This is a genomic window from Pseudomonas sp. KH_040, from assembly GCF_057839305.1.
On sequence record NZ_CM174487.1, the window covers coordinates 4,905,611 to 4,921,492 of the forward strand.

Sequence of the window (15,882 nt, forward strand, 5' to 3'; positions counted from 1 at the left end):
AATGGACAAATTCAGGCAGCTGGCCAGTGGGTAAGTGTATAGAAAGACTTTTCAGCTTTTCAACTGAAAGCTTCACTCCTCAAACCCTGCGGCCCTCTGCCTATAAATAGATTGCAGCTTTATAACGGATTTTAGACAGCTCGTATGACATTTTTTTGAAGCAATCCGTCACATTTTACTTACATGTACATCCCACCGTTCACCGGGATTGTAGCCCCAGTGACGTATGCCGCACCGTCGGATGCAAGAAAAGCGACCACAGACGCGATCTCTTGAGCTTGTCCCAGACGACCCAGCGGAATCTGCGTCTGCAAGGCTTCACGCTGTGCTTCAGGCAGCTCGCGCGTCATATCGGTGTCGATAAACCCAGGGGTTACCGAGTTGACTGTAATCGAACGCGAACCGACTTCACGCGCCATCGCACGGCTGAAACCTTCCAGACCGGCCTTGGCGGCTGCATAGTTTACTTGGCCTGCGTTGCCCATGGCACCCACTACCGAGCCAATACTGATAATTCGGCCCCAACGCGCCTTGGTCATTCCGCGCAGAACGCCCTTGGACAGGCGGAACAGACTGTTCAGGTTGGTATCGATCACGTCGTACCACTCGTCGTCTTTCATGCGCATCATCAGGTTATCGCGGGTGATGCCAGCATTATTGACCAGGATCGCCACTGGCGCACCAAACTGCTCCTGAATGCTTGCCAGCACCGCGCTGACCGATTCATCGCTGGTGACGTTCAGCTCAAGGCCCGTGCCCTGGATACCGTTTTCCTTCAGGGTGGCAGCAATACGCTCAGCGCCCGAAGCGGAGGTCGCGGTGCCAATGACAATGGCGCCCTGACGACCCAGTTCCAGCGCGATAGCCTGACCAATGCCGCGGCTTGCACCGGTAACCAGTGCAACTTTACCTTGCAGACTCATGCAAGTTTCTCCTGATTCAGGCTTGCGCTGCACGGGCGGCAGCGAAAGCGTCTGGGGTATTGAGGTTGGAAGTCGCGACGCCTTCGGCGCAACGTTTGTTCAGACCGGCCAGCACTTTGCCCGGGCCGCATTCGACCAGATTGGTCGCGCCCTTGGCGGCCAGAGTCTGTACCGACTCGACCCAGCGTACTGGCTTATAGAGTTGTTCGAGCAGATCGCGCTTGAGGGTTTCCAGATCGGCCGGCACTTGCGCGCTGACGTTCTGTACGACCGGGATCTGCGGCGCCTGCCAGTCGATGGCGGCGATGGATTCAGCAAAGCGCTCGGCAGCCGGACGCATCAGTTCACAGTGCGAAGGCACGCTCACTGGCAACGGCATGGCGCGCTTGGCACCACGCGCCTTGCAGCCTTCGATGGCGCGCTCGACAGCAGCCTTGGCCCCGGCGATTACCACCTGGCCTGGCGAATTGAAGTTGACGGCGCTGACGACTTCGCCTTGCGCAGCTTCTGCGCAGGCTGCCAGCACGTCGGCATCTTCCAGACCAAGAATGGCAGCCATGCCGCCCTGCCCGGCCGGAACCGCTTCCTGCATCAACTGACCGCGACGCTCAACGAGCTTGACCGCGTCAGCCAGTGTCAGGCTGCCGGCAGCGACCAGCGCGCTGTATTCACCCAGGCTGTGACCGGCAACAAATGCCGGACGCGCTCCGCCTTCAGACAGCCACAGACGCCACAGGGCGATCGAAGCGGTCAGAATGGCCGGTTGGGTTTTATCGGTTTGATTGAGCAGCTCTTCCGGGCCCTGTTGGGTCAGTGCCCACAGGTCATAGCCCAGAGCCTCAGAAGCTTCTTTGAACGTTTCGAGGATCAACGGATATTCCGCGCCCAGCTCGGCCAACATGCCGAGGGACTGCGAACCCTGTCCTGGAAAGACGAATGCGAGGGAAGCAGACATGTAACAAGCCCCTAATGATCTTGTCGTCGGAAAATGACGCCCCGCTGGGGGACGCAAGAAACTGACAGTTGGATGGCCCTTTGAACCGGGCGGTCACATTTAAGCATTGTCCGACGAAAACGCCTAAGACAACAAATCCTCCAGACGACCGTGGAGGCGTTCGGGAAGATTCTCCTGAATCTCGATCAGCGCGCGCTGAATCGCGCTCTGAAAGCCCTGGACCCCGGCCGAACCGTGACTTTTCACGACGATACCCTGCAAACCGAGAAAGCTTGCGCCGTTATGTCGCGCCGGCGCCAGATCCGCCTGCAAGCGCTTCATCAGTGGCAACGCCAAAGCCCCTACCGCACGGGAAGCCAGATTCTTTTTGAACAACGCTTCAATACGTGCAGCAATCATCGTCGCCAGGCCTTCGCTGGACTTCAGCAGGATATTGCCGACAAAACCATCGCAAACCACCACGTCAGCCTCTCCGCGATACAACCCGTCGCCTTCGATAAAACCGATGTAGTTGATACCGCGAGCAGCTTGCAGCAGTGTCGCAGCCAGTTTGACCTGCTGATTGCCCTTGATGTCTTCGGTGCCGATGTTCAGCAGCGCGACACGCGGGCGATGGATGCCCAGCGTCTGCGCCGCCACCGAGCCCATCACCGCAAACTGCAGCAAATGCTCGGCACTGCAATCGACATTGGCGCCCAGATCGAGCAACTGGCAAAAACCCTTCTGCGTCGGAATCGCGGCAACCATGGCCGGACGGTCAATACCCGGTAACGTTTTCAGAACGAACCGCGACAGCGCCATCAACGCACCGGTATTACCGGCACTGACACACGCTTGAGCCTTGCCGTCACGCACCAGTTCGAGAGCAACACGCATCGACGAATCCGGCTTGCCGCGCAAGGCCTGGGTCGGTTTTTCGTCCATGGTGATGACTTCGCTGGCCGCAACAATCGTCAGGCGCGCGCGATCGGCAGCCGATTGGCCGTTGATCAATTCTTCAAGAAGGGAGGGTTGACCGACGAGGGTCAGGTGCAGCGAGGGCGTAGCAGACAGGCAAGCAAGGCTGGCCTGAACAATGCTGCGGGGACCGAAGTCCCCGCCCATTGCGTCAATCGCGATGACTTGAGCGGACAAGTGATTACTCGTCAGCGCCCTTGTCGATCACTTTACGGCCACGGTATACGCCTTCTGGCGATACGTGGTGACGCAGGTGAACTTCACCAGTGGTTTTTTCTACAGACAGAGTGCTAGCCTCGAGAGCGTCGTGCGAACGGCGCATGTCACGGGCAGAGCGGGATTTTTTGTTCTGCTGAACAGCCATAATTGATTAACTCCTAAACGTTTGGGTCACGCTTTAACTGCGCCAATACACTGAACGGGTTGGACCGCGTTGACTCGTCCTCGCTCGGTTCGGGCTCATCGAGACCCGCCGGCTGCTGGCATTCTTCCGGATGATGAGCAGGCACAATGGGCAAGGCGAGCAGAAGCTCCTCCTCGATCAGTGACTGCAGATCCAATGGATCTTCGCCCAGTTCCAGCACGTCATAACCTTTCGGCAACGACTGGGTATTCGCACCCTCTTTCACCACAGCATAACTGCATTCGCTGTGGATCGGCAGGGTGACCAGCTCAAGACAACGCTGGCAAACCATTTTGACCTCGGTGTCGATAAAGCTGTGGATTACCACAGATTTACGTTCATCTCGTTCAAAAACGAATTTCGCCTGCACCGTACCGACATTGTCGGAAAGCGGGTCGCAGAGTCTCTCCAAATCGGCCAGCAGCATTTCACCTTGAAGGGTGGTGCCACGATCAGCCAATTTGCGCGGGTCAACGTGAGGTGGAATCGGGTCATTCAACATAGGCGCAGCATTATAGGGATGCACCCACCCATGTCAAAGGAAATTGTGCCCTGTCCGTCACTTGCGTGCCTCCGCTAGAATTCGCACCTGCCTCAGGAGACGCGAATGCTGCCTTTATTACTCGCTTCAAGCTCGACTTATCGTCGTGAATTGCTCGCCCGCCTGCACCTGCCGTTCGTCTGCAGCTCGCCGGATATCGATGAAAGCCATCGCCCGGGCGAGTCAGCCATCGAACTGGTCAAGCGCCTCGCCGAACAAAAAGCCCGGGCACTGGCCGACAGCCACCCCGCTCACCTGATTATTGGCTCAGACCAGGTTGCCGTGCTTGGCGAGCAGATTATCGGCAAGCCGCACACGTTCGAGAAAGCCCGCGAACAACTAATGGCCGCCAGCGGCGCCAGCGTGACATTTCTGACCGGCCTGGCCTTGCTCAATAGCCAGACGGGCGAGTGCCAGGTCGATTGTGTGCCATTCACTGTCCATATGCGCCAACTCGATCAGGCGCGCGTTGAGCGCTATCTGCGCATCGAGCAGCCCTACGACTGCGCGGGCAGTTTCAAGGCTGAAGGCCTCGGCGTGAGCCTGTTCCAGTCCACAGCAGGCCCGGATGCCACCAGTCTGATCGGCTTGCCGCTGATTCGCCTGATCGACATGCTTTTGGATGAAGGCGTGCAGATTCCCTGACCCACAAAAAACCGGCCATCAAGGCCGGTTTTTTCATGCAGTGATTTGTTAACGCAACGAAGGCCCGTGGAAACCCATCCACATCGCCAACTGCTCAGCCACACTGGCACCGAGCTTCTTCGAGAAGCGATCGAACGGCGACTCCTGAACAGTGAAGTCCACCAACTCCTTCTCACCAATCACATCCCGCGCCACCGAGCTGGCATTGCCCAGACCGTCAATCAAACCCAGTGGCAGCGCCTGCTCGCCCGACCAGACCAACCCGGAAAACAGCTCCGGATGTTCTTTGTCTTTCAGACGATCGCCACGACCCTGCTTGACGCTGTTGATGAACTGCTTGTGCGTGGTATCCAACACGCCTTGCCAGAACGCCGTTTCTTCAGGCTTCTGCGGCTGGAACGGGTCAAGGAACGACTTGTGCTCGCCCGAGGTGTACGTGCGACGCTCAACGCCAAGTTTCTCCATGGTGCCGACAAAGCCGTAACCCGCCGCCGTCACACCAATGGAGCCAACCAGACTCGCCTTGTCGGCGTAGATCTGGTCCGCCGCACTGGCGATGTAATAAGCACCGGACGCACCCAGATCGGAAATCACCGCATACACCTTGATCTCCGGGTGCAGACCGCGCAGACGCTTGATCTCGTCATACACATAACCCGACTGCACCGGACTGCCGCCAGGACTGTTGATCCGCAGGATCACGCCCTTGACCTTCTTGTCCTCGAACGCCGCCCGCAGACTGCCGACGATGTTGTCGGCGCTGGCCGGCTCTTTATCGGCAATCATGCCAGTGACGTCGATCAGCGCGGTGTAGTTCGACCCGCGCGTGGCGCTTTTTTCCATGTCCATCAGTGGCGTGAACAGAATCAGCGCCACAAACAGATAAACAAACGTCAGCAGCTTGAAGAAAATCCCCCAACGCCGCGAACGACGCTGTTCCTGCACACCGGCCAGCAGGGTCTTTTCCAACAGCTTCCAGCTTTTCTCGTCACCGCCGTCGGCACTTGCCTTGGCCGGTGCTTTCCATTCGTCGGTCATGCCATCCACCCCAGCAAAAACGTATTAAGCCTGCTGTTCCAGCCAGGCATGCAATTCACAAAAACGGTCGATCGACAGACGCGGCTCGAACTGCTGCAGCGATTCGATCGATTGCGCGCCATAACTGACCGCCACCGAGTCCATCCCTGCGTTACGCGCCATCAGCAGATCGAAGGACGAATCGCCGACCATCAGCGCCTGCTCCGCACGCACACCGCAGTGAGCAAGGATCTGCTCCAGCATCAGAGGATGCGGCTTGCTCGCAGTTTCATCGGCAGCACGGGTGATATCGAAATAATCTTCCCAGCCATTGGCCTTGAGCACCCGATCCAGCCCGCGACGATTCTTGCCGGTGGCGACGGCCAGGTGATAACCCTGCTCGCGAAAGGACGCCATCGACTCGACAACGCCTTCGAACAACGGCGAAGGCACGGCTTCCGCGGCGATGTAGTGATCGGCGTAATACTCGCGAAACAAGGTCATTTCGGCATCGCTGATCTCGGGATACAGCGTGCGAATCGCCTCGGGCAAACCCAGACCGATGATGCCTTTGACGGCAAAGTCATCGCGCAACTCGAAACCGGAGCGCCCGGACGCCGAGTGCATCGCCTCGACAATCCGGTGAATGGAGTCGGCCAGCGTGCCGTCCCAATCGAAAATCAGCAGTTTGTAATCAGATGGGCGCACTCAATCGCTCCACGGTCTTGGCCCACATTTCATCGACCGGCGCCTGCAAGGTCAGCTTGCCGCCATCGGGCAGCGGCACGGTCAGCATGTAGGCGTGCAGGAACAGGCGCTTGCCGCCCAGATCGCGGATTTCCTTGGTGAAATCCTCATCGCCGTACTTGCTGTCGCCAGCAATGCAATGGCCGGCATGCAAGGTGTGCACGCGAATCTGGTGAGTACGACCGGTAACCGGTTTAGCCTCGACCATGGTGGCGAAATCACCGAAACGGCGCAGCACCTTGAACATGGTCAGGGCTTCTTTGCCCTCGTCATTGACTTCGACCATGCGCTCGCCGGAACGCAGATTGCTCTTGAGCAATGGCGCACTGACTTTCTTGATCGAAGTCGCCCAGTTGCCGCGTACCAGCGCCATGTACCGCTTGTCGACGCCATCGCCGCGCAACTGCTCATGCAAGTGACGCAACATGCTGCGCTTTTTCGCGATCATCAGTAGGCCGGAGGTGTCACGGTCGAGACGGTGAACCAGTTCCAATTCCTTGGCATCGGGGCGCAACTGACGAAAGGCTTCGATCACGCCGAAGTTCAGGCCGCTGCCACCGTGAACCGCAATGCCGGCGGGCTTGTTGATCACGATCAGGGCTTTGTCTTCGAAGACAATCGAGGCTTCCAGGCGCTGCAGCAAACCCTGTGCAAGTGGCACCGGTTCGTCACGCTCAGGCACGCGAACGGGCGGCACGCGCACGATATCACCGGCCTGCAGCTTGTATTCGGGCTTGATCCGACCTTTGTTCACGCGCACTTCGCCTTTACGCAAAATGCGGTAAATCAAGGTCTTGGGCACGCCTTTGAGCCGGGCGAGGAGAAAGTTGTCGATTCGTTGGCCGGCATACTCCGGCGAGACTTCAAGCAATTGAACGCCTGGAGTCGAAGGGGCAGTAGTTGTCATGCCGCGGATGATAACAATTTTTATGGAATTGAAGCACTTAATCATTGCTGCTATAGTCGCGAACGCCGCCAAAAGCGGCCTGGACAGAGGAACCACGGTCAAAAACCGGCCCTGACCAACGCAATTCACCAGGACGCGAGGCCGTCCTACGGGGCTTTCGCTACGTAACGGTGGAGTTTGCAGTTGTAACAAGCGCAGGTGACATGAGGCCTGAATTACACCGCCGAGCAGAGTTTTTACTCGCCTGGCAGGCACACATTCAAGGCCAGTTCACAAAGTGCAGTCAGCTGCAGATGACCCCGAGCGAATGCTTCGGAAACAACGCCTGAATTAGCCATGATGCGTGACCTCCCCTATCGGAGCTCACGGTAAATGCCAACCCGCTGCGGATTCTGCGCGCGGCAGCACCCGAATTATCAGGGATACGTGTAGGGTGGAGATGCACAACCGCCGGACTGTGTAGCAATAGGCTTTATCAAGACGCTTCATCTCGTCCACAGCCGCTGGTTGATTCCTCCTCCTGACTGAGTGCTTAAGTAGCCACAGCAAGCAGGACGCGTACGTCGCTATATCGGCCCAATTGGCCGCATATCGCTGGACACGGGAATGGCCAACCACTCCCGACGCACCTGACACCGACCGTGAGAAGTCGTGTGTGCCGAACGCCGTTTCCGGCAGCCCGGAAACCGACGGTACTACATGAAAAGAATGCTGATTAACGCAACTCAACCCGAAGAGTTGCGTGTTGCACTGGTAGATGGCCAACGCCTCTACGACCTGGACATCGAATCCGGTGCACGCGAGCAGAAGAAGGCCAACATCTATAAAGGCCGCATCACTCGCATCGAACCAAGCCTTGAGGCTGCCTTTGTCGATTTCGGCTCCGAGCGCCACGGCTTCCTGCCCCTCAAAGAAATCTCCCGCGAGTACTTCAAGAAAGCCCCTGAAGGCCGCGTCAACATCAAGGACGTCCTGAGCGAAGGCCAGGAAGTCATCGTTCAGGTCGAAAAAGAAGAACGTGGCAACAAGGGCGCAGCCCTGACCACCTTCATCAGCCTGGCCGGTCGTTACCTCGTGCTGATGCCGAACAACCCGCGTGCCGGCGGCATCTCCCGTCGCATCGAAGGCGAAGAGCGCAACGAACTGCGTGAAGCGCTGAACGGTCTGGTTGCGCCAGCCGACATGGGTCTGATCGTGCGCACTGCCGGCCTGGGCCGCAGCAGCGAAGAAATGCAGTGGGACCTCGATTACCTGCTGCAACTGTGGACCGCCATCAAAGAAGCCTCGCTGGATCGCTCCGCGCCTTTCCTGATCTACCAGGAAAGCAACGTGATCATCCGCGCCATCCGCGATTACCTGCGCCAGGACATCGGCGAAGTGCTGATCGACAGCGTTGAAGCCCAGGACGAAGCCCTGACCTTCATCCGCCAGGTGATGCCGCAGTACGCCAGCAAGATCAAGCTGTACGAAGACAGCGTGCCGCTGTTCAACCGTTTCCAGATCGAAAGCCAGATCGAGACCGCTTTCCAGCGCGTCGTTGAACTGCCTTCCGGCGGCTCCATCGTTATCGATCCGACCGAAGCTCTGGTGTCCATCGACATCAACTCGGCGCGCGCCACCAAAGGCAGCGACATCGAAGAAACCGCTCTGCAGACCAACCTTGAAGCCGCCGAAGAAATCGCCCGTCAGTTGCGCCTGCGTGACATCGGCGGCCTGATCGTCATCGACTTCATCGACATGACCCCTGCCAAGAACCAGCGCGCCGTGGAAGAGAAAGTCCGCGAATGCCTGGAAGCCGACCGCGCTCGCGTGCAGATCGGCCGCATCTCGCGCTTCGGCCTGCTGGAAATGTCCCGTCAGCGCCTGCGTCCATCCCTGGGCGAAAGCAGCGGCATCGTCTGCCCGCGTTGCAACGGCACCGGCATCATCCGTGACGTTGAATCGCTGTCGCTGGCGATCCTGCGCCTGATCGAAGAAGAAGCTCTGAAAGACCGCACTGCCGAAGTGCGCGCTCAGGTGCCGATCCCCGTCGCCGCGTTCCTGCTCAACGAAAAACGCAACTCGATCACCAAGATCGAACTGCGCACCCGCGCTCGTATCGTCATCCTGCCGAACGATCACCTGGAAACGCCGCACTTCGAAGTTCAGCGTCTGCGTGACGACAGCCCGGAAGCCGCGACCAACCAGTCCAGCTACGAAATCGCTGCTGCCGCTGCTGAAGTCGAAGAAGTTCAGCCAGCCGCTGCGACCCGCACCCTGGTTCGCCAGGAAGCTGCGGTCAAGACTGCTCCGGCCCGCGCCAACGCTCCGGTTCCGACCGAAGCCGCCGCGCCTGTTGCTCCGGCACCGGCGCCAGTTGCCGCGCCAGAGCCAAGCCTGTTCAAAGGCCTGGTGAAATCGCTGGTCAGCCTGTTCGCCACCAAAGAAGAGCCTGCCGCTCCGGTTGTGGTTGAAAAACCAGCCACCGAGCGCCCGGCCCGTAACGAAGAACGTCGCAACGGTCGTCAGCAGAGCCGCAACCGTAATGGTCGCCGCGATGAAGAGCGCAAACCGCGTGAAGAACGCGCCCCACGTGAACCGCGCGAAGAGCGTGCGCCACGCGAAGCCCGTGAAGTCCGCGAGCCTCGTGAAGCCCGCACCGAAGCACCAGTTGCCCGCGAAGAGCGCGCACCACGTGCTCCGCGTGAAGAACGTGCGCCACGTGCACCGCGCGAAGACCGCAAGCCACGTGGCGAGCGCGAAGAGCGTGTACGTGAACTGCGCGAGCCACTGGACGCCGCTCCAGTGACTGCAGACACCGCAGTTGTTACCGCTGAAGAGCGCCCGGCCCGTCAGCCACGTGAAGAGCGCGCACCGCGTCCGCCGCGTGAAGAGCGTCAGCCACGCGCCGAACAGGCCGCTGCTGCCGTCGCTGAAGAAGAAGTGAACAGCAACGAAGAGCAACTGCCGGAAGACGGTTCGGAGAACGCCGAAGGCGATCGTCCACGTCGTCGTTCGCGCGGTCAGCGTCGTCGCAGCAACCGTCGTGAGCGTCAGCGTGACGCCAACGGCAACGTGATCGAAGGTTCGGAAGAATCCGAAGCCGGCGAAAACGGCGAAGGCCCAAGCACTGCCGATCTGGCTGCTGGCCTGGCGGTGACCGCCGCTGTTGCCAGCACCGTGATCAGCGCCCCGGCTGAAGCACAAGCTCACGAGCAAGCCGAACGCGCCACCGCTGCTGTTCAGGAAACCGCTCCAGTGGAAGCGCCGGTAGTCGAAGCGACCACTCCGGTAGAAGTGGTTGCTGCTCCGGAAGTCGAAGTGGCACCGGTTCAGGAAACCTTGCCTCAGGTAGAGCCAGCTCCAGCCGTGGTTGCCGAGCCGGTGGTTGAAACCGTCGCTGAAACCGTGACTGAAACCGTGCGTGAAGTTCGCGAAGAGCAGACCGCTTTCAACTGGGTTGCCGAACCAGCAACCGCTGAAACGCCTGCGCCTGTGGTTGAAGCACCGGTTGTTGAAGCGCCAGTGTTCGAAGCGCCAGTAGTTGAAGAAACCAAGGTTGCCGAGCCAGTGGTCGTTGCTGAACCAGCGCCCGTTGTCGAAGCGCCAGTGGTTGCCGAAGCGCCAGCCCCGGTGGTTGAAGCACCGGCTCCGGTCAGCGCCCTGACGCCAAGCGGCCGCGCGCCGAACGATCCACGTGAAGTGCGTCGTCGCAAGCGTGAAGAAGAGCGTCTGCAGAAGGAAGCCGAACTGGCTGCCGCAGCTGCTCCAGTCGCTGCCGTGGTCGAGGCAGTTCCTGCCCCGGTCGCTGAAGAAGCGGTAGTTGAAGCGGTGATCGCTGAAGCACCACGCTCCGTTCAGGACGCGGTCGAGCAACACCAAGAGGCCGAGGAAAAAGAGCACGAGCCTAAACCTCTCGTGTAATTCCCAAAGCCGTTAAAAAGCCCCGCCTGATTATTCAGGCGGGGCTTTTTTATGCATCGATTTTTTGTGGTGGATTCTAGATTTCCCCCTCACCCCAGCCCTCCCGAACGTCGGACCGCCCCCAGGGGGCGAGGGGGAAAGGGAGCCGATCTCCGTGTACTTCAAGGCCGGTGCTCGACTCGAAGTTTGGGTCGGTGCACCTCGAAAGAACACGTCGGTCAGTCCCCTCTCCCTCTGGGCGGTCCGACGTTTCGGGAGGGTTAGGGTGAGGGCCTCTAAGGAATTCACACAGATCTCAAGACGAGGCAAAAACCAAAGCCTCAGGCACATCGATATCCCACAGAACGCCTGGATCATCGACAGCAATCTCCACCACCCTGCCCTGCGTGAACAACGGCCTGGCCCCACGATCACCGCTCAACGCCTGCAACCCCGCGCCAAACGAACGCCCAAACCCCACAGGGTGACCAAACTCGCCATCCTGCACCGGCACACTCACCGCATCGTCAGCAATCGCCGCAACCACACGCTCAATACTCGACGGCAAGATAAACGGCATATCCCCCAGCACAATCAACCAGCCATCAGCATCCGGGCACGCGGCAATGCCAGCGGCAATACTGTCCCCCATCCCGGTCGATTCGATCGAGACCACGTCACAACCATAAGCCTGCGCCATGCGCATCACCTGCGGCCGTGCCTCGGTCGTCACCAGCACGCGCTTGTCCAGACTGGCCGGCAGATTCACCAGCACCTGCTCGATCACCGAACGCACCGCACCATCCCGCCCGGTGCAGTCCGCCAGTAACTTGTCCTTGTCGGCACCCGCCACCTGGCGAAAGCGACTGCCCTCGCCCGCCGCCAGCACAATCACTGCAATGGATCGACTCATGTGCCCTCCAGGTTTTTTTTCTGCTTCAGTTCGACGCCGTTCTTGATTGCGACGATTTCCGCCAACAACGACAAGGCAATTTCCGCCGGCGAATGACTGCCGATGTGCAAGCCGATCGGCCCGTGCAGTCGATTGATCGCCTTTACCGACAAGCCTAGCTGAGCGAGATTCTCCCGACGTTTCTGACTGTTGACCCGCGAGCCGAGCGCGCCAACATAGAAGGCTGGCGAATCCAGCGCCGTCAGCAATGCCATGTCATCCAGACGCGGATCGTGAGTCAGCGCGACAATCGCCGTGCGCTCATCGGTCTGGATGCTCAGCACCGCGTCATCTGGCATGCCCGGGACGAAACGCCCGTGATGCTCCTCCCAACCGTAGACAAACTCGGTGCGCGGATCGCAGATCAATACCTCGAAATCCAGCAGTCGAGCCATGTCCGCGACGTAGCGGGACAACTGGCCGGCGCCGATCAACAGCAGACGCCAGCGCGGACCGTAAATGGCGCGCAGGGTTTTGCCATCGAATTCCAGCGCATCGCTTTTGCTCGCCGGTGACAGAAGCACTTCGCCGGTTTCGATGTTCAGTTCGCGAGCAACGATCTCGTGAGCCTCACAACGGGCCAGCAATTCGGCAACCCAGGCAGGGTCGCCGACGCGCTCTTCGGTCAGGCGCAACGTGCCGCCGCAAGGCAAGCCAAAGCGCGCCGCCTCTTCACGCGTGACGCCATAAGTAATCAACTGCACCGGCGGCCCATCGGTGGCGATCCGTCCATCGTGCAGGCGGGCGATCAAGTCATCCTCGACGCAGCCGCCCGACACCGAACCAATCACCACGCCATCCTCGCGCAAGGCGAGCATGGCGCCGGGCGCCCGGGGCGCAGTGCCCCAGGTCTGCACCACGCTGAACAGCACCACCCGCTGCCCGGCGCGGCGCCATTCGAGGACGCTGCGCAGGACATTGAGGTCGACGCTGTCCATTACGCCTCTGCCTTCTGCCAGCCCTGCAACTGATAACGCACCGGCAGATTGCGGATGCGCTTGCCGGTGGCGGCGAAGATCGCGTTGCACAGTGCCGGCGCAATCGGTGGCACGCCCGGTTCGCCAACGCCGCCCAACGGCACGTCGCCCGGCGGTGTCACCAGATGCACGGCGACTTCCTTCGGCGCCAGCGACATGCGCGCCACTTCGTACATGTGGAAGTTGTCCTGCTGCACCTTGCCGTCCTTGAAACTGATTTCGCCCAGCACCGCGTTGCCCAAGCCCATCACGCAAGCGCCTTCGAACTGCGAACGAATGCGCTCGGGGTTGATCTGCGGCCCGCAGTCCACGGCAATATCAGCCTTGTGCACGATCAGCGTACCGTCGTCTTTTACTTCAACCTCAATCACCGCCGCCACATAGGTGACGAAGCTGTAATGCACCGCCAGACCCAGACCACGGCCCTTCGGCAGTTTGCGTCCCCAACCGGCTGCTTTCGCGGCGGTTTCCAGCACGGTGCGCATGCGCCCGGTATCGATTGGATAACGCTCGGGCGATTCGCCGTAGTTCCACTCTTCGCTCAAGGTGCGCGGGTCGATCTGGCGATCCGGGCCGAGCAGTTTGATCTGGTATTTGAGCGGATCTTCGCCGGCCTTGTGCGCCAGCTCATCGACGAAACTCTGGATCGCGAAACCATGGGGAATGTTCGACACCGAGCGATACCAGCCGACTCGCGTGTGCACGGTGGCTTCGGGGTTTTCCAGACGCACATTGGGAATCGCGTAGGCCATGTTGGTGAAGCCCATGCCCAGTTCGAATGCCGCTTCATGGTTCATGCCCGGCGCGAACAACGCAGTGATGCTCGGTGCCACGGTGCGATGCAGCCAACCGGACGGCATACCGTCCTTGCCCACGCCCGCCTTGAGGTACTCAGCAGACACAGTGTGGAAATACGAGTTGTGGATGTCATCTTCACGCGTCCACTGCACCCGCACGGCTTTACCGGGAAACTCTTTGGCGAGAATCGCTGCTTCAACGACGAAGTCCGGTTTCGACTTGCGGCCGAAACCGCCGCCAAGCAGCGTGACATTGAACGTGACGTTGTCGAACGGCAGCCCAAGACGCTCGGCGATGCGTTCGCGGGTGACTTGTGGCGCCTGACTCGGCGCCCACGCTTCGCAAACGCCATCCTTGTAACGGGCGATGGCGACCATGGGCTCCATCGGTGCCTGCGCCAAGTGCGGCAGGTAATACGAAGCTTCGAGCGTACTCGCGGCGCCGCTCAGGGCCTTGTCGATATCGCCGGTGTTGCGCACCACTTTGCCAGGCTTCAGCGACGCAGCTTCCAGTTCCTTGCGATAGGCGATCGAGTCATAACTGGCGTTCGGCCCATCGTCCCATTCGATTTTCAGCGCCTCGCGGCCCTTGATCGCTGCCCAGGTATTGCTGGCCACCACGGCCACACCGCCCAACGGTTGGAATTCCGAAGGCAACGGGCGACTTTCGATCTGCAGCACTTTGAGTACGCCAGGGACTTTCAGCGCGGCGCTGTCATCCAGCGATTTGACCTTGCCGCCGTACACCGCCGGACGGGCGATGGTCGCGTACAACATGCCATCGAAATGCACATCGGCGCCGTACACGGCACGACCGTTGACGATGTCGTCACCGTCGATGGCTTTGCTGCCTTCCTTGCCGATGTAGCGAAATTCCGACGGTTGCTTGAGGCGCAGACTGTCACGCGCCGGCACTGGCAACGCACTGGCGGCAGCGGCGAGTTCGCCATAGCCCAGTTCACGGCCGGACGGTTTATGGATGACTTTATGCAACTGCGCGTGGCATTCGCCGACCGGCACTTTCCACTGCGCAGCGGCAGCTTGCTCGAGCATGGTCCGCGCCGCCGCGCCACAACGACGCATCGGCTCGTACCAATGACGCATGCTGCGCGAACCGTCAGTGTCCTGGTTACCGAAACGCACTTCATCGCCCGGCGCCTGTTGCACTTTGACGTGCGCCCAGTCGGCTTCCAACTCGTCGGCAACGACCATGGTCAGACTGGTGCGCACGCCCTGGCCCATTTCCGAACGGTTGCAGACCACGGTGACGGTGCCGTCAGCGGCGATGCTGACGTAGACCTTCGGATCATCGATCCAGCCGTTAGGCATGCCATCGGCGCCGAACTGTTTCGGTTTGTCCTCGGCCAACGCATCCTGCCAGCCCCAACTCGCCGCCAGCACCAGCGCACCGGTGGCGCCGACGCCTTTGAGAAAACCGCGACGACTGAGATTGCTCAGGGCGAAATCATTCGGAAGACGGCTCATGCCTTGGCCTCCTTCAAGTGAGTGGAGGCCTGACGAATAGCGGTTTTGATTCGGTTGTAGGTGCCGCAGCGACAAATATTGCCGACCATGGCTTCTTCGATCTGCTCGTCGCTCGGGTTCGGGTTGGTCTTGAGCAACGCGGTGGCCGACATGATTTGCCCGCCCTGACAGAAACCGCATTGGGCTACAGCGGTGTCGAGCCAGGCTTGCTGGACGACCTGACCCACCGGGTCGGCGTGCAGGTTATCGATGGTGGTGACGTTCTGTCCGACCACCGAGCCGATCGGCGTGATGCAACTGCGCGCGGGCAAGCCATCGATATGAATGGTGCACGCGCCACACAGGCCCATGCCGCAGCCGAATTTGGTGCCGTTGTAACCGGCGACATCACGAATCGCCCACAACAGCGGCATGTCTTCGGTGACATCGAGGGGATGGTCTTGACCGTTGAGTTTCAGGGTAATCATGGGCACGCCCGCATATTTTTAGTGGTTATGGGGTCGAGCAATCTGCCGCCGGAAAATCAGCGGTGTGGTTCACGCAGATCGACTCAGGCTAATCAGGCTCTCTCGTGCCGACGGGAACGTCTGCACCGGGCCTTTGGTGGAGCAAATGACGGTTATCGTTAGCTCGCTAAGTTAACCCAGCGTTAACAAAAAAGCCCTGCACTTTTTATCAGTGCAGGGCTTTGGGT

14 protein-coding genes are annotated in these 15,882 nt (G+C 59.8%); 2 read left to right on the forward strand and 12 right to left on the reverse strand.

Annotation, left to right across the window (positions count from 1 at the left end):
- Positions 1-179: 179 nt before the first annotated feature.
- The 5 genes from fabG to AC3IUF_RS21820 form a co-directional block, all read right to left on the reverse strand.
- A complete protein-coding gene (gene fabG / locus AC3IUF_RS21800; RefSeq protein WP_007908254.1) occupies positions 180-923 on the reverse strand; it encodes a 3-oxoacyl-ACP reductase FabG in 744 nt (247 codons plus the stop codon).
- A 16-nt stretch (positions 924-939) separates the two neighbouring features.
- Positions 940-1,878 (reverse strand): ACP S-malonyltransferase, encoded by a 939-nt coding sequence (gene fabD, locus AC3IUF_RS21805; RefSeq protein ID WP_095112883.1) that lies wholly within the window; start codon positions 1,876-1,878, stop codon positions 940-942.
- 123 nt (positions 1,879-2,001) lie between these two features.
- Positions 2,002-3,012, reverse strand: a complete 1,011-nt coding sequence (plsX, locus tag AC3IUF_RS21810) for a phosphate acyltransferase PlsX (RefSeq protein WP_081498723.1) — start codon at positions 3,010-3,012, stop codon at positions 2,002-2,004.
- Between the two features lie 4 nt (positions 3,013-3,016).
- Entirely contained in the window at positions 3,017-3,199 is a 183-nt protein-coding gene (gene rpmF / locus AC3IUF_RS21815; protein ID WP_003179396.1) for a 50S ribosomal protein L32, read from the reverse strand.
- A 13-nt stretch (positions 3,200-3,212) separates the two neighbouring features.
- The gene (locus AC3IUF_RS21820; RefSeq protein WP_007908248.1) at positions 3,213-3,740 is read right to left on the reverse strand and encodes a YceD family protein; all 528 of its coding nucleotides are present in this window, start codon (positions 3,738-3,740) and stop codon (positions 3,213-3,215) included.
- A gap of 105 nt (positions 3,741-3,845) precedes the next feature.
- Here AC3IUF_RS21820 and AC3IUF_RS21825 point away from each other — a divergent pair, with 105 nt between their 5' ends.
- The gene (locus AC3IUF_RS21825; RefSeq protein ID WP_007908245.1) at positions 3,846-4,424 is read left to right on the forward strand and encodes a Maf family protein; all 579 of its coding nucleotides are present in this window, start codon (positions 3,846-3,848) and stop codon (positions 4,422-4,424) included.
- A 48-nt stretch (positions 4,425-4,472) separates the two neighbouring features.
- On the opposite strand, the gene sppA is transcribed toward AC3IUF_RS21825, so the two are convergent.
- From sppA to rluC, 3 genes are read right to left on the reverse strand one after another with little or no spacing between them, the layout of a single operon-like run.
- Positions 4,473-5,462 (reverse strand): signal peptide peptidase SppA, encoded by a 990-nt coding sequence (gene sppA / locus AC3IUF_RS21830; RefSeq protein WP_007908243.1) that lies wholly within the window; start codon positions 5,460-5,462, stop codon positions 4,473-4,475.
- 24 nt (positions 5,463-5,486) lie between these two features.
- Entirely contained in the window at positions 5,487-6,149 is a 663-nt protein-coding gene (locus AC3IUF_RS21835; RefSeq protein ID WP_007908241.1) for an HAD-IA family hydrolase, read from the reverse strand.
- Entirely contained in the window at positions 6,136-7,095 is a 960-nt protein-coding gene (gene rluC / locus AC3IUF_RS21840; RefSeq protein ID WP_034155359.1) for a 23S rRNA pseudouridine(955/2504/2580) synthase RluC, read from the reverse strand. Before rluC ends, AC3IUF_RS21835 begins: the two co-directional genes overlap by 14 nt.
- Positions 7,096-7,794: 699 nt before the next feature.
- On the opposite strand from rluC, the gene rne reads away from it, so the two are divergent.
- Positions 7,795-10,998 (forward strand): ribonuclease E, encoded by a 3,204-nt coding sequence (rne, locus tag AC3IUF_RS21845; protein ID WP_489279288.1) that lies wholly within the window; start codon positions 7,795-7,797, stop codon positions 10,996-10,998.
- Between the two features lie 295 nt (positions 10,999-11,293).
- Here rne and AC3IUF_RS21850 read toward each other — a convergent pair whose 3' ends face one another.
- Genes AC3IUF_RS21850 through AC3IUF_RS21865 form a run of 4 tightly spaced genes read right to left on the reverse strand, consistent with a single transcriptional unit; the run spans position 11,294 to position 15,655 of the window.
- Complete coding sequence (locus AC3IUF_RS21850; RefSeq protein ID WP_463543516.1) at positions 11,294-11,890, reverse strand: nucleotidyltransferase family protein; 597 nt, start codon at positions 11,888-11,890, stop codon at positions 11,294-11,296.
- Positions 11,887-12,867, reverse strand: coding sequence for an XdhC family protein (locus AC3IUF_RS21855; RefSeq protein ID WP_007908235.1), 981 nt, complete (start codon positions 12,865-12,867; stop codon positions 11,887-11,889). The genes AC3IUF_RS21850 and AC3IUF_RS21855 overlap by 4 nt, the downstream gene beginning before the upstream one ends.
- Positions 12,867-15,188, reverse strand: a complete 2,322-nt coding sequence (locus tag AC3IUF_RS21860; protein WP_414894757.1) for a xanthine dehydrogenase family protein molybdopterin-binding subunit — start codon at positions 15,186-15,188, stop codon at positions 12,867-12,869. The genes AC3IUF_RS21855 and AC3IUF_RS21860 overlap by 1 nt, the downstream gene beginning before the upstream one ends.
- A complete protein-coding gene (locus AC3IUF_RS21865; RefSeq protein ID WP_095048621.1) occupies positions 15,185-15,655 on the reverse strand; it encodes a (2Fe-2S)-binding protein in 471 nt (156 codons plus the stop codon). Before AC3IUF_RS21865 ends, AC3IUF_RS21860 begins: the two co-directional genes overlap by 4 nt.
- Positions 15,656-15,882 lie beyond the last annotated feature (227 nt).